General features: G+C 66.7%; 11 protein-coding genes. 3 read left to right on the top strand and 8 right to left on the bottom strand.

Features of this window, described 5'->3' with window-relative positions; genetic code table 11:
- Nucleotides 1–36 precede the first annotated feature (36 nt).
- The 3 genes from V7066_RS18725 to V7066_RS18715 are packed head-to-tail and all read right to left on the bottom strand — an operon-like array spanning nt 37 to nt 4285.
- Nucleotides 37–1332: an allantoate amidohydrolase gene (locus tag V7066_RS18725; protein WP_334184499.1), complete on the bottom strand. Its 1296-nt coding sequence runs from the start codon at nt 1330–1332 to the stop codon at nt 37–39.
- The gene (locus tag V7066_RS18720; RefSeq protein WP_334184498.1) at nt 1326–2930 is read right to left on the bottom strand and encodes a gamma-glutamyltransferase family protein; all 1605 of its coding nucleotides are present in this window, start codon (nt 2928–2930) and stop codon (nt 1326–1328) included. Before V7066_RS18720 ends, V7066_RS18725 begins: the two co-directional genes overlap by 7 nt.
- Nucleotides 2927–4285, bottom strand: a complete 1359-nt coding sequence (locus tag V7066_RS18715; RefSeq protein WP_334184497.1) for an AtzE family amidohydrolase — start codon at nt 4283–4285, stop codon at nt 2927–2929. Before V7066_RS18715 ends, V7066_RS18720 begins: the two co-directional genes overlap by 4 nt.
- A 499-nt stretch (nt 4286–4784) precedes the next feature.
- On the opposite strand from V7066_RS18715, the gene V7066_RS18710 reads away from it, so the two are divergent.
- The gene (locus tag V7066_RS18710) at nt 4785–5234 is read left to right on the top strand and encodes a hypothetical protein (protein WP_334184496.1); all 450 of its coding nucleotides are present in this window, start codon (nt 4785–4787) and stop codon (nt 5232–5234) included.
- Here the strand turns inward: V7066_RS18710 and V7066_RS18705 are convergent.
- The 5 genes from V7066_RS18705 to V7066_RS18685 all read right to left on the bottom strand — a co-directional run bounded on the left by V7066_RS18705 (nt 5231) and on the right by V7066_RS18685 (nt 10984).
- On the bottom strand, nt 5231–6190 hold the full coding sequence (locus V7066_RS18705) for a hypothetical protein (protein ID WP_334184495.1): 960 nt from the start codon (nt 6188–6190) through the stop codon (nt 5231–5233). The two genes, V7066_RS18710 and V7066_RS18705, sit on opposite strands and share 4 nt — an antisense overlap.
- Nucleotides 6187–8760: a fimbria/pilus outer membrane usher protein gene (locus V7066_RS18700; protein WP_334184494.1), complete on the bottom strand. Its 2574-nt coding sequence runs from the start codon at nt 8758–8760 to the stop codon at nt 6187–6189. The genes V7066_RS18705 and V7066_RS18700 overlap by 4 nt, the downstream gene beginning before the upstream one ends.
- Before the next feature lie 4 nt (nt 8761–8764).
- The gene (locus V7066_RS18695) at nt 8765–9535 is read right to left on the bottom strand and encodes a molecular chaperone (RefSeq protein ID WP_334184493.1); all 771 of its coding nucleotides are present in this window, start codon (nt 9533–9535) and stop codon (nt 8765–8767) included.
- A 67-nt stretch (nt 9536–9602) separates the two neighbouring features.
- Entirely contained in the window at nt 9603–10217 is a 615-nt protein-coding gene (locus tag V7066_RS18690; RefSeq protein ID WP_334184492.1) for a hypothetical protein, read from the bottom strand.
- Between the two features lie 155 nt (nt 10218–10372).
- Nucleotides 10373–10984, bottom strand: coding sequence for a hypothetical protein (locus tag V7066_RS18685; protein ID WP_334184491.1), 612 nt, complete (start codon nt 10982–10984; stop codon nt 10373–10375).
- 624 nt (nt 10985–11608) lie between these two features.
- Here V7066_RS18685 and V7066_RS18680 point away from each other — a divergent pair.
- Nucleotides 11609–13438 (top strand): PAS domain-containing sensor histidine kinase, encoded by a 1830-nt coding sequence (locus V7066_RS18680; RefSeq protein ID WP_334184490.1) that lies wholly within the window; start codon nt 11609–11611, stop codon nt 13436–13438.
- A gap of 93 nt (nt 13439–13531) precedes the next feature.
- Complete coding sequence (locus V7066_RS18675) at nt 13532–13900, top strand: response regulator transcription factor (protein ID WP_334184489.1); 369 nt, start codon at nt 13532–13534, stop codon at nt 13898–13900.
- Nucleotides 13901–14074: the final 174 nt, after the last annotated feature.

Here is a 14074-nt window from a genome sequence, read left to right as displayed (position 1 = left end):
CGCTGGGGCGGGTCGATCTCGCCGAAGAGAAGCGGATCAAGGTCGGTCGGCAAAGCTGTCTCCCAATCTGTCTATAAAGCCCAGCATGACCCGCAGCGCCGCATCGGCATCGGCGGGTTCGACATGCTCGGCAGGGTTGTGGCTGACGCCGTCCTTGCAGCGGATGAACAGCATCGCGGTGGGGCAAAGCGCCGCCATCACCATCGCATCGTGTCCGGCGCCCGAGACGAGGCGGCGCACCGGCTGACCGGCCTCGACCATGGCGGCGTCCATCAGGTCCATCAGCGCGGGATCGCAAGGGCTGGCGGGCAAATCGTGGACCAGCGCCAGATCGAGCACGAGGCTGCGTTTCGAGGCGATCTGCTCCAACCGCGCGAGGATATCCTGCGCCGCCCGGTCGCGCCGGACCGCATCGCCAGAGCGCACGTCGATAGTGAAACGCACTTCGCCGGGGATCACATTGGCCGCGCCGGGTATGGCCTCCAGCTTGCCGACAGTGGCGACGAGGTCAGAGCCGTCCGCGCGCGCGATATCCTCGATGGTGAGCACCATTTCCGCCGCCCCCGCCAGCGCATCGCGGCGCAGCGGCATCGAGCTTGTGCCCGCGTGCCCCGCCATTCCGCGCACCGCAGCGGCATACCTTAGCTGTGTGGCAATGCCGGTGACGGTGCCGAGCGCGAGGCCTTCCGCCTCCAGCACCGGCCCCTGTTCGATATGGGCTTCGAGATAGGCGAGGATGTCTTCCGGCGCGCGGCGCGCGGCCCGGTAGGTCTGGGTGGAGAACGTGTTCGTGGGGGTCTTGGCCGTCACCACGTCGTAATCGGTCTTGAACGAGGCGAGCGCCACTTCCAGCGATACGCCCTCGGCATCGGCGATCCGGTCGAGATCGGCATCGAGCGTTCCGGCCACCGCGCGGCTGGTCAGCATGGCGGCGGGAAAGCGCGAGCCTTCCTCGTCCCCGAAACCGTAGACCTCGACGGCGAAAGGCAGGCGGCGGCCCTGCTCGTGCAGCGCGGCGACGCATTCGATGCCGAGCATGACGCCGAGCGGACCATCGTAGCAGCCGCCGTCGCGCACGGAATCGAGGTGGCTGCCGATCACCAGCGCCGGTGCGCCGGGCGCCGCACCCTCGTAGCGGCCGCGCAGATTGGCAGCGGGGTCGAGATCGACGCGCATGCCCGCCTCGACCATCCATGCGCCGACAAGATCGACCGTCGCGTGATAGGCGGGGCTGAGGTAGCCGCGATAGAGGCCCTGCTCGCTCTGGCTGTAAGGCGCGGTGCCCAGTGCATCGCAGCGGGTGACCGCGCGGATGCCGCTGGCCTCTACCATGCCGCCACGCCGCCATCGCTGCGCGGGTCCGTGGCGCCTTCGAACGAACCATCGGGCAGACGCACCAAGGCGCCCGCATGGCCCATCATCGCCGTCAGCGGCCCCACCCGCTCCACATCGTGCCCGGCCTTGGCCAAGGCCGCGTAAAGCGTCTCGTCGAAGCCGTCCTCCAGCTTGAGCGAGGTGGTAACGTCGCCCCAGGTCCGTCCCAGCAGCCAGCGCGGCGCAGAGATCGCCTGCTGGAGATCGACGCCGAAACGCGCATAGCGGCTGAACAGCGCGGCCTGCGTCTGCGGCTGCCCCTCGCCGCCCATGGTGCCATAGGCCATGACACGGCCGTCCTCGAACACCGCCAGCGCCGGGTTGAGCGTGTGAAACGGCTTGCGGCCGGGCTTCAGCGCATTCCAGCCCGTCCCGGCAAGGCGGAACGAACTGCCCCGGTTCTGCCAGACGATCCCGGTCTGCGGCAGCACGAGGCCCGAACCGAACTCGAAATAGGTCGACTGGATCGAGGAGACCACCCGCCCTTCCGCGTCCGCCGCGCCGAACCAGCAGGTATCGCCCCATTGCGGCGGCCGCGGCCATGCCAGCGCTTTCGCGGGATCGATCCGCGCTGCCATGGCATCGAGCGCTTCCGCATAGTCCAGCAGGCCCTGAAAGTCGTAGTCAGTATAGACCGGGTCGCCGACATGGGCATCGCGCAGCAGGAAGGCCTGCTTGGCCGCCTCGACCAATCCGTGGACATGGACGAAGCTGTCGGGCGCCTCGGCGGAGAGCCGGTCGAACAGCGCGAGGATAACCAGCGAGGCGAAGCCCTGCGTCGGCGGCGCGCTGTTATAGAGCCGTGCGCCCCGGATCGATACCGAGAGCGGTGCGGGCCGCGTGGCATGGTGCGCGGCAAGGTCCGCCGCCGATACCGGACTGCCGAGGGCAGCAAGGTCTTCAGCGATCAGCACCGCAAGATCGCCGCGATAGAAGCTGTCCAGCCCGTCTTCGGCCAATTTGCGCAAGGTCCGGGCAAGCGCCGGATTGCGCAGCACGTCACCCTCGGCCAGCGGACGGCCCTCCGGCTCGAACACCGCGGAATAGGCCCCCGGTCCCTTGCGCAGTTCATCGCCCTTGGCCGCAGCGATGGCCGCGCCGCCTGCGGTAACGGCAACGCCCTCTTCCGCATAACGGATCGCGTCGCGCAGCAGGCGTTCGAGCGGCAGCATGCTGCCTGCACTCTCCAGCGCCGCCGCCCAGCCCGAGATCGTCCCCGCCACGGTATTGGCCGCCAGCGGCCCTCGCGTCGGCACGGCGTCCAGCCCGGCGTAGAGCGACAAGTCGGCCCTGGCAGCCGCGCCGCCGCAGCCGTGGACCGCATGGACCCGTCCGCCACCGTCTTTGGCCGGCTCGCGGATCACCCAGAAGCCGTCGCCACCGATGGCGGTCATATGCGGATAGACCACTGCCAGCGTCGCAGCGACGGCAACGGTCGCCTCCACCGCATTGCCGCCATCCATCAGCACCGACCGTCCCGCTTCGGCGGCGAGATAGTGCGGGGCGGTGACGATACCGCGCGTGCCCTTGACGGCAAGGCTATCAACGACGCTCACGCGGCGACCAGCCCCTGCCAGGCGGGCGTCGCCATGCCGGTCGGCGGTGTGGTGCCGATCGCCCCTTCCCGCTCCAGTCGCGCGGCAAAGTGCATCAGGTCCGGCTCTCGGCCCGGTTTTCCGATGAGTTGCACGCCGATCGGCAACTGGCCCGCCCTGCGCAGGGGAACGCAGAGCGACGGCAGGCAGGCAAAGGTGATCGGCTGGGTATGAATGCCGAGATCCGCGCGCGCGGGTGAAAGTGCGCCATCTATCAGGATGCGCTGGTCCTCGATCGGCGGGGCAGTGCAAGGCGTCGCCGGTGCCAGCAACACATCGAAATCCTCCATGACCGCGCTGATTACGTCGAGGTAGGACGCCCTGAACGCCAGCGCTTCCTCGTAAAGACCACCGGGCAGCAAGGCGCCTGCCAGCAGCCGGTCGCGTGTCGCGGGATCGAAAGCCATGGCCCGCTCGGAGAGCGCCCTGCGGTGCAGCGCGCCGCCCTCGCAGGCCGTGATGAGAAATGCCGCCGACCGCGCGCGGGCAATATCGGGAAACTCCAGCAGCGGCGTAGCCGCGGCGATGGCGTCGATAGCGGCAAGCTGGCCCGGATCGGCGTTGTCGCGAAAACGCCCGCCAAGCCGTCCGAGCCGCAGTGAACGTCCGTCACACCCGGCCGTACGCCCGGAAAGAACCTCCCACACGAGCGCCATATCTGCGGCGCCGGTCGTGAACGGCCCGACATCGTCGAAGCTCTCGGCAAAGGGAAACACCCCGGCCAGCGGCAAGCCGCCATGCGTGGGTTTTAGCCCGTAGAGGCCGGTGAGACTGGCCGGAACGCGCACCGACCCATTGGTGTCGGACCCGAGCGAAAAGGGCAACAGACCTGCGGCGACGACGGCAGCGGAACCACCGGACGAGCCGCCCGCCAGCCGGGCAGGATCGTGCGGATTGCGCGTGGTGCCATGGCGCGCATTGATGGTCGCGAAGCCATAGGCGAACTCGTCCATGTTGAGCGTCGCCACGAGCACCGCGCCGGCAGCCCGGAGACGCGCGACCGCTTCCGCATCGGCGACGGCAGGAGGCGCATCGGCGTAGATCGCGGAGCCTGCCGTGGTCGGCAGGCCGGCCACGTCGAACAGGTCCTTCACGCCGTAAGGCACGCCCGCCAGCGGTCCGGGATCGCCTCCCGCAGCGATCAGGGCGTCGACTGCCCGCGCTTCGGTGCGGGCGCGCTCCGGCAAGAGGCGGGTGACGGCGACAAGCGGGTCCGCGCAGGGCTGCGGCAGGGCGGCAAGGCATCGTTCCACCACATCCAGGGCCGTGATGCGTTTCGAACGGACGGCGAGGGAAATCTCGTGAACGGAGTTCAAGGCTTTCGGTCCACCAGGCCTGAGCGCATCGTCCCGACGTGCGCGGAGATGAGGTGCATGTTCGCTCTCAATCCGTCCCGGCACGCCTCGGGAACGGACATGTTCCACAGCCTTGCAGCTTCCAGAATCTGCTCGTCGCTCAATGGTACCTGAGGCACGAAGACCTCTCGAACATCGCTTGGTATCTTGCCCATCCCCTTTGTCCGGCGGCGGCCGTATCATCGACGCCGCCAACAGGTCTTACAGGCGTAAGGCCTCGCCCCATCTAATCTATATCATAATCCTGCACGCACCGTTCCATAAATGTGGGCAGCCTGCCTCCGGTAAGGAGCCGAACAGACGGCCCCCGATAGGCAACCATGCCATGACCTGGCCGTTAAGGAGATGCCCGAGGCAACCGTAAAATAAGTGATAACCCGAGGTTTAGCGCCCATTAACTATGGTATTATACGGTAGTTTCAGTCCGGACAGCGATAGTCGGTTTCAGCAGGAGGATCGTATGTCCATGTCTGGAATGAAGCGTTACGCATTGCCGCTGGCCCTGGTGCTCATGCCGGCCGTACTGATGCCGACAACGGCTGCCTCCGCCTATGACGGGGCCTCCATCGCCGTGTCCGGCCGGGTGCCCACGGTCTGCCGCGTCACCATGGCCGCCGCGCCCGCCCATGCGATCCAGACCGGGGCCAACGACCTCGGCACCATGCACGAGCTTTGCAACAGCCTGGCGGGCTACACGGTCACGCTGAACCATCCGGCCGGGCTGATCAATGCCTGGGTCGAAGTGGGCGGCGTCCGCGTGCCGCTCGCCTCGGACCGGACCCATACCGTCATCGTCGACAACCGCGCGCCGGCCTTCCGCGAGCGGCAGCTGCGGCTGATCCTGAACCAGGCCCCGTCGGAAGAGATGAACCTCAGCCTCGAAGCCGAGCCCAAGGGCGAAGTGTTTTAAGGCCTGACCGAAGAACAGCCCTCGCCGCCCGAAAGTCCGAGGCGCGGCGAGAAAGTCAGTGTGATCACATCGGCATACTGCCCCGCCGGAAGGCGTTGCAGGTCCTTCCCCGCCAGTTCCACCTGTACGCCGTGGTTCCGCCCGCCGGGCGCGGGCGTCTGGCTGCAGGCGATCATCGACCGGTCGGACACCGGAAAACCCGAGATCTTGAGCGCATAGGGCAGCGCGGCCTCGTCGCCGTCGAAGCGCTTCAGAGCGCCGCGCTCTTCGGCCACGCGGATTTCGTAGGGCACCGTGGACTGCGCGGTCACCGTCAGCCCGCGCGTGAGATTGCCGCCCGAACCGTCGACATCGCCGAAATCGATGCGGCCGCGCTGAATGCCCGCCGATCCCACGAACGTGGCGATGCGCTCCGGCACGGTCAGGTCCACCGCGACCTGGCTGCCGAGCTGCATGCCGCGATCCAGTTCGTCCCGCCCCGCCAGGCACACGAAACGCAGTTCGAGCGGCTGGTAGTAGTTCCCGGCGACGATCCCCTGCCCGGCCGGAACCTGGATGCGGAACGTCTCGTTGACATTATCGCCCCCGGCCCCGGGGGAAAACTGGACGAGCGCGCCGTTGGTCGCATTCGGCTGCTCCGCGCCGGACACCAGCACCATGCGGCCGGTGTCGCGGATCCAGCGAATGTCGTAGCGGACCGAACTGTTGCGCCCGAGCGCCGCGCCGCGGTTGATCGCCCCCGGATTGGCGAGGACGAGGCGCACGGCCGTGACCCTGGGGTCCAGCCGCCGGACATGAATGGTGAAGGCACGCTCCACCTCCGCCCGGTTGAACGGATCGTAATCCAGCGTGAGTTCGCTGGCGGAAGCGCGGAAATCGGCGCAGTCGGCCCTGGCGACCTGCGGCAGGGCCAGGGCGACGACGCCGCAGGTCAGGAGCGTGGCGACGATCTTCATGGGGTTCCCTCCGGCTTCAGTGCACCGCCGCGCTGCAAGGCGGCCTGCGTTGTCGTCACGTCGATCAGGTAGACGAGCTTGCCCGCATCGGTCGGCATTTCGATGCGCCACCTGCCCGCGCGCAGGCCCTGCACGGCGAAGTGACCGGAGCGGTTGGTGAACATCTGCACCGGCGCATGATCGGGAACCGCCACTTCGAAGGCGCTGCCGCCGACGAGTTCGAGCGGGGCACCGTCCGGCTTCAGCAACTGCCCGGTATAAGTGACGAAGTAATCGGAGCCGATCGTGACCAGATAGCCCGCACGGTAGGGCGGCCTTACCTGGACGATGCCGCTGCCGATATCGTAGCCCGACGGCGCCTCGGGCACGTCGTAAGTCAGCAGGCGCGGCGAATAGGATGTCAGCTGCGGCATCACCGCGCCGCCGAACAGGCCCGACTTCGCCATGTATTCGTTCTTGCGCGGATCGATGTAGACCGCCTTGCCGTCCAGCGAGGCATGTGTCTTCAGGATCGCGAAACTGTCGTAGATCGGGCGCGACAGCGCGAGACTGCCGCCGGCATAGGCGAGCGAGAAGGCCGCCCGCAGCGAGGTGCGCTGGTCGATGATCGCGCCGCCGTTCGAGAACGCGGTATTGTGCGCCGCGCCCAGTTCCGCGCGGTTCGTCAGCACGTTGACGGCGGCGTTGACGCCCACCGAATCCTCGACGCGATCGACGTTGGCCGAGGCGTTGTACGATCCCACTCCGGTGCCGCTGGAGCGCTGGTAACTGACTCTGGCGCGCTCGCGCTGCGTGTCGAGATCGGTGGTGACGCTGGAACTGCGGTCGAAGCGGTAGATCAGCGAGATCCGCGCGCCGGGTCCGGAATTGCGCTCGCTGCGCCGATAGGAGGCTTCCGCCGTCAGCAGCAGCCGCGGATTGGGCCGCCATCCGTACGTGGCACGCGCGGTGGACTGGTCCCGCCTGCCGCCGCGCCCGATCGAATGGAACCCGTCGAGGCTGAAGTAGTGGTCCGCGCCGAGCGACTGGGAATAGGTCGCGCCGATGTCCAGCACGTAGGGATTGCTGGCGGACAGACTGTCCGGCAGCGCGAAGTTGCGGCTCGTCGCCTGGATCGAGGCGGTCAGCGAGCGCGCGTTGCTGCCCGTGCCCACGCGCGAAAGTTCATAGCCGATGTTCACGGCATAGCCCTGCCCGGCATCGATATTGTGCGATCCGGCGAGGTTGAAGGCCAGCGTGCCGACCGGCGAGGCCCATACTACTTCCGCGCCGCCTACGCCGCCACGGCGCTGGGCCTGAAAGTTGGCGCCGACCGTCAGTTCCTCGGTCAGGCCGCGGCGATAGAAACCCGATGCGACAGGCGCGCCGCTGTAATGCCGACCGCCGGTGCGGAACGGCGCCTTGACGCCGCCGTAGACCCCGAACTCGCTCAGTCCGGCCGCCAGCAGCGTGCGGTCGAAATTGATCGAGAAGGCGATCACGTTCTCCCGCCCGCTGTCGTCGCGCACGACCAGCCGCACGTCGTTGGCGCCCTGCGCGAAGGGAAAATCGCCGATGTCGTAAGTGCCGGGATTGAGCCGCGTGACCTGCACCGACTGGCCGTTGACGATGGTTTCGACCGTCGAGGCACGGGTCAGCGTGAAGGAGCGCTGCCCGCGCGGCTGGATATTGCGCTGCGGATCGAGGTCGGCATAGACGCGCGAAAGCGAGAGGCCCGCCATCGGGCTCGATCCGGAAAACCCGCGCGAGACCGGTTCCAGATCACCGGCAGTATAGCGGGCGGTGCGGCGTTCGTCGTCGTAGACGATGCGCGTGCCCTCGCGCCGGAACCTGTCCTGGATGCTGCCCTCGTTCTCCAGCACCAGTCCCCGCAGCCGCACCGCGCTGTCGAAGACCACGTTCGGCGTGACGAAGCCGGTGCTGGTCCCCTTATGCACGTAGTCGCTGTTGACGAAGGCCGTCAGATAGGCGGACAGGCCCGCCGGCGTCTGGACCGGCCCCGCGACGGGATCGTAACCGCCCATGACCCGGATCGACTGGCGCTGGCGCAAGGCGGGGTCCAGTGTCATCGACAGGCCGAGGCTGGCCTGATCGTAAGCCAGCGTCACGCCCAGCGCCGCAAGCTCGGTGGTGGCGATATCGGACCTGCCCTCCACCGCTTCGGCGATCCGCGACCAGGCCTCGGCGGACAGAACACCGCGCAGCAGGGCCAGGAATTCCCCGGTATCGACCAGGATACGGTCGTCGGCCGCCAGTGTGTAGGACACTTCGCCGAGCACGAAACCATTGTCGGTGAGCGGGCCGCCCATCGGAATGTCGCGCCCAGTGCTGTTTAGACCGGCCTGCGGAGGCGCGGGCGCCGTGGGCGGTGTCTCCCACGCGGGCGTCGGCATCACGTCCCACACCGGCACCGGCAAGACCGCCGCAGTCATGCCGCGAAACGGCGCGGTATGCGTCACCAGACGCGCAGGCACGGTCGTCCGCGCGTGCGCGGTCGGCGAGCCGAGCGGCGTCAGTCCCGGCGCAAGCCCTGCCAGGCCGAGAAGATAGAGGGCGCGGCGATCCGGCACGGCGTCATTTGCTTCCGGCCGAATTCAGCTCGACCGACAGCGTACCGGAGGGTTCCGGAAGTTCGACATTGATCGGGAAAATCCGGCTGGCCTTCGAGGGCACGAGGCCGAGACCCATGCTTTCGCGGATTTCCTCCGGCTCGAAAGTCTTGCGATAGGCCTCGGAACCGTCGCTCCGGCGCTCGATCACGGTCATGCGGTTGGTGGCGACGTAGCCGTAGCTGGTGCCTTCGTTGGAGACGGTCAGGACCGGCTGCGGCTTTCCGGCGGCATCGGTGCCGACCTTGGCCTCGACCACTTTCAGCGCAGGCGCATCGCCGTTGGTGCCGACGCTGACGAGGACCTTGAAGCGGTGCAGGACCTGAATCGCATTCTGGCTTTCCGGCATGGCGACCGGAAGCTGGGCGATGGTCACGTAGAAATGGCGGCTCTCGCCTTCCAGCGGCTGGCCGATCCATTGCACGCGGAATGCCTGCGACTGGTTGCCCGCAAGCGTGGCCTGGCTGGGGAACACGAGGACATCGTCGCTTTCCACGTCCTCCGCCTCGCGCAGTTCGCCGTCCACGACGCGCACGGGATGGACCGTCACTTCCACCGGCACGGTGTCCGGGAAAGTGTTCTGCAGGGTGACGACGGCCGAAGTGCGGCGCCCCGCCGTTTGCAGGTCGACCACGACGGGCTGGACGTTCAGCGCCAGACTGGGACCGGTGGTTGCCAGCAGGGCAAGCAGCGACAGCAGCGGACGCAGGATGCGCCGGGCAGGATGCGGGATCATGGAAATCACTCGAAAAGCCGGATCGGGAGAAGCCGGAGGCGGGCGACAAGCCCGCCTCCGGACGACATCAGGCAGCCGGGGTCAGCTCGATCGAGACGTAACCCGAGTAGGTGCCGGCAGCCAGCCTACGGTCGGTCAGCGACGACCAGTTGGTGGCGGTGCGGTTGGAACCGTTCGAGGTGGCGACGGCGGCGCCCTGGCTGGCGGCCTTCACGAACTGGACGCGCGTGGCAGCCGAGCTCAGGCTGTCGTGGCCGCCGAAGCGCTGGGCAACGGTCGAACCGCCGTCGGTCGAGGTCGAGTCAAGCGCCAGACCGTTGATCGAGGTGTCGAGGTTGTAGCGGATGAACTGGGCGAAATCGCCCTGGGCCAGGCCGTTGCCGCTCGCGCCCTGAAGGGCGAGAACCGCACGCTCGACCTTCACGTTGCTGCCACCGTTGTTGCAGAAGGCGACGACGCGGGCGTCGGTCAGCTTCTGGGCGATTTCCTCGGTGACGGTCGAACGGATCTTGGCATTGGCGTCGGTCAGGTCACCGAGCGAGATCGACGAGGCCTGCGACGAGATGCCGCACTTGCTGTCGACCTGGGCATTGATGTCGATGCTGGTGGTGGCGGCCTGGGCCGAACCGGCTGCAAGGGCGAAAACGGCTGCCGCGCTGGCGGCGAGGATCGAACGCTTCATATTCAGCTCCTAGGGTACTTTGGCGCAGGAACGCGCCGGAGGATTGAAGACCGCTTTCGCGGGTCTTGCGACTTGCACCGGCTACCGGGACAGGCAGCCGGTGATTGAGCGACGCGCCGACCCAACGCCCCGCCCTTCGTGCTGGAGGACTGCAATTATGCGCGTGGTCCAACCACCAGAATGAGAGTATCCTTGTAATGCCCCGCAGCGAGGCGGGGCTGCGCGGCGGCCTGCGCCGCCCAGTCGATCGAGATCACGGCATTGCGGCCCACGCTGATCCCCGCGCCGGAGCGAAGGCCCCGGCCGGGCATCAGCGTGGCAAAGGCACAGCGGCCACCGTCGGCCATCTCGTCGGAAATGCAGGGTGCGCTGCGGACGATGCCCTGGTCGGTATCGAGCGCCAGCGAGACCCGGTAACGCTTGCTGAACGAAAAGCCGGAGCCGTCGTCGGCGGCATCCAGGTTCGTCAGCGCGCCGCGCTGCGAGGTGACGCCGAGGGCATAGGGCGTGTTGCAGTCGAGACCGATCGCAAGGGAGAAGTTCGCGGCACTTTCCAGATCGCGCGGTGCCGCAATGCCGGCATTGACGCCGGAAGCGAAACCGCAGCGTTCCCGGATCCGGGCGACGACATCGATCGCCACCGAATCCGTGGCGGCCTGAACCGGGCCTGCTCCAGACAGGAACATCGCCCATGGAAGGGCCAGCAGCAAGGCGCTGCGGGCACTGAAGACGGCATGCGACAGCCGCCGCAAACGATCGAACATCATTAAGCCCCCCGCTTAATGCATGACCGGCGCGATCAGCCCCCTGCCGCTCGCCACTGGACGCCCCGCACCGGGCGCGGTCGAGGACTTAGGAAGGGAGAATTGGTGAAGCAATCACAAAATATTCACTAACGGTTAGTGTGCCCATTTTGGGACATTTTCAAAGCCGTCGATATCATTCATCATTTATTACAATCGATTAGATTCGTCGAAAATCCGGGATTCTTGCGATTTATTGAACTTCATGCACCTTCGCACATTCGATCCGATTTCGAGCAGATTATGGTTAGCTAACTCCGCAATCCAACCGATCGACTCTCATTTCGCCCTTCCCGCGCCGAATTCGAACCGGTTCGATTCGCAGTTTTCACCCTCGCCGACGACACGGCCGCCGACCGGACGGCCCGCGCCGTCGCCGCGGAGCGCCCCCAACCAGCGTATAGTTCCGCCGCAGCACGATACCCGGCATAAGCGTCGATAGTGTCGGCCATGAACGTTTCCGCTCGCATGCGGTGCGATCGCAGGTCCGGCACCGCTCAAAGGATGCGGCACTCTTGCCGAGGCATCGATGGATCTGGTCGGGTGCGTTTTGTCAGGATCACAGGGAAGGTGAGAGGTGGGCCGCTCATGCGATCGGATCGATCGACCTGTCTGGCCGCGGTGATTTCCGGTCTGGTCGTCCTTGCTCTCGACATCTTCAGCCCATTGCAAGGCGCCGTGGCGGTTCTCTACACCTCGACCGTCCTGATCGCTTCCTGGTCGAACAGACGCGGCGCCACGGTCATGGCCGGGATTGCGTGCAGCGTCCTGACGTTCATCGGCTTCCTGTACAGCCATTGGGCCGCGCCCTTCGGATCGCCGGCCATGCGGCTGGGCGTCTCGCTGTTCGCCATCTGCATGATAACGATGCTGTCGGTCCGCCACCGCTCGGCACGCGATACGTTGGCGGAACAGGCCAGAATGCTCGAACTGACCCACGATACCGTCGTGATGCGAGGGCCAGACGACACCATCCAGTACTGGAACGAAGGCGCGGAGCGGCTCTACGGCTGGACGCGCGCGGAAGCCCTGGGCCAATCCGCGCAGCAGCTCCTGCAAACCCAGGCCACCGGCGATCCCCAGACCGTGATCGACATGGTGGGATGCTGGTCGGGCGAGATCAGCCGGGTCCGCAAGGACGGCCGCCGCATCCTCCTCGAAAGCCGCTGGCTTGCGCGCCTCGACCATCTCGGCCGCGCGACCGGGACTTTCGAGACCAGCGCGGATGTCACCCAGCAGCGCGCCGAGGTTGCCGCACGGCTCCAGTCCGAAGAGCGCTACCACACGATTTTCCACGCAGCCGGTCTGCCCATCCTGGAAATCGACCTCTCCGCCGCCAGGGCGACGATGGAGCGGACCGAGAAAGTCGATGTCGAGGTCATCAACCGGGTCGCGGCCAAGGCCGCCGTCAGGGATGCCAACGAGGCTGCCGTGCAGTTGTTCGGGGTCGCCGGCGCGCAAGACCTGATCGGTCGCTCGCTCCTGCGCTTCCACACTCCGTCGGCCGAGCAGTCCCTCGGTCGCCTGCTCGACGCGCTGGCCGCAGGACAGCGCGACATCGAGGAAGAAGCGCAGTTCCTGACCGAGTCCGGCACGCTCGTCGATGTCGTGCTTCGGCTCACCCTGCTGGAGGAAGACGACAGCTGGAGCCGCCTGCTGATGCTCGCGGTCAACGTCACCGAACGCAATCGCCTGCACCGCCGCATGGCGCAGGCCCAGAGCGAGCTGACCGAAGTCAATCGCGCCACCACGCTCGGCCAGGTCGCGGCTTTCATCGCCCATGAGATCAACCAGCCGCTGACCGCGATCACCGCCTTTGCCAGTTCCGGCAAGCGCTGGCTTGCGCGGGAGGCACCCGATGCCGTCGAAGTGGCGGACTGCCTGAACAAGATCGCGCTGAGCGGCACCCGCGCGGCGGATGTCGTGGCAAGGGTCCGCCGGCTGTTCCGCAAGGGCGAATCCGAGCAGACCGAACTCGACGTGCAGACCCTGATCCGCGAGACCGCCGGCCTGCTGGACCTGGAACTGCGCGAAAGCGCGGTCACGCTCCACCTCAGCGCCGCGCCCGATCTTCCCCGCATCATGGGCGACCGCATCCTGTTGCAGCAAGTGCTGGTCAACCTGATCCTGAATGCGCGCAAGGCCATCGCCCAGGCACCCGGCAGCCCCCGCGACTTGTGGATCGACGCCTTCCGCCAGGGCGACATGATCACGGTGGAAGTCGCCGACAGCGGAACCGGACTGCTCAGCGATCCGCGCGAGATATTCGAACCGTTCTTCAGCGGCCGGGAAGACGGCATGGGGATCGGCCTGGCGATCAGCCGGTCCATCGTCGAGCAGCACGGGGGTGCCATCCAGGCCGCGAACCGGGCGGAAGGAGGTGCGTGTTTCCGCTTTTCGATCCCGGCCGCAGCCTGACCCCGCCCCGGCCACCATGTTCAGACAATCTCACTGCTTATTCGGGACAATGCCCTTGCACCTGACAACACCTCGAAAGATCGGGAGCGCATCGTGTCCGGGACGTGCCTGATCGCCATCGTCGACGATGACCCGCTGGTCCGCGACTCCATCGACAGCCTCGTCCGCTCCGAGGGGCTGGCCACCGCCATGTTCGCCGGTGGACGCGAGCTTCTGGGGTTCGACCGGACGGACGAAATCGGCTGCGTCGTGACGGACCTCAACATGCCCGGCATGACCGGTCTGGAACTGCAGGGCGAAGTCGTGAGGAAAGGCTGGCAAGTGCCGATCATCTTCATGACCGCATTTCCGACGCCCGAAGCCCAGGCCCAGGCCATGGCCGCCGGAGCCATGCGATTTCTCACCAAGCCGGTCGATCCGGACGAACTTCTTGACGCGATCGCACAGGCGATCGCGCGATGACCAGTCAATTCGGGGAACCATCCATGAGCAGAGATTCATTAGAAACCGCCCCTTGTTCGGAGACATCGTCATGAGCGAGCGCGGCACTTCGGCAGAGGACGAGGTCGGTCTGGTCATCATCCTCGATGACGATGCCCTCGTGCGCGATGCGATCGACAGCCTGCTGCGCTCGGT

This window comes from Novosphingobium sp. (assembly GCF_036820275.1).
Classification (GTDB): domain Bacteria; phylum Pseudomonadota; class Alphaproteobacteria; order Sphingomonadales; family Sphingomonadaceae; genus Novosphingobium.
This window is presented reverse-complemented; position numbering and strand designations above follow the sequence as displayed.

Bases quoted from the DNA above. Each gene is read 5' to 3' on its own strand.
- V7066_RS18725 (WP_334184499.1), bottom strand. From the start codon at position 1,332: ATGGTAGAGGCCAGCGGCATCCGCGCGGTCACCCGCTGCGATGCACTG.
- V7066_RS18710 (WP_334184496.1), top strand. From the start codon at position 4,785: ATGTCCATGTCTGGAATGAAGCGTTACGCATTGCCGCTGGCCCTGGTG.
- V7066_RS18705 (WP_334184495.1), bottom strand. From the start codon at position 6,190: ATGAAGATCGTCGCCACGCTCCTGACCTGCGGCGTCGTCGCCCTGGCC.
- V7066_RS18695 (WP_334184493.1), bottom strand. From the start codon at position 9,535: ATGATCCCGCATCCTGCCCGGCGCATCCTGCGTCCGCTGCTGTCGCTG.
- V7066_RS18690 (WP_334184492.1), bottom strand. From the start codon at position 10,217: ATGAAGCGTTCGATCCTCGCCGCCAGCGCGGCAGCCGTTTTCGCCCTT.
- V7066_RS18685 (WP_334184491.1), bottom strand. From the start codon at position 10,984: ATGATGTTCGATCGTTTGCGGCGGCTGTCGCATGCCGTCTTCAGTGCC.
- V7066_RS18680 (WP_334184490.1), top strand. From the start codon at position 11,609: ATGCGATCGGATCGATCGACCTGTCTGGCCGCGGTGATTTCCGGTCTG.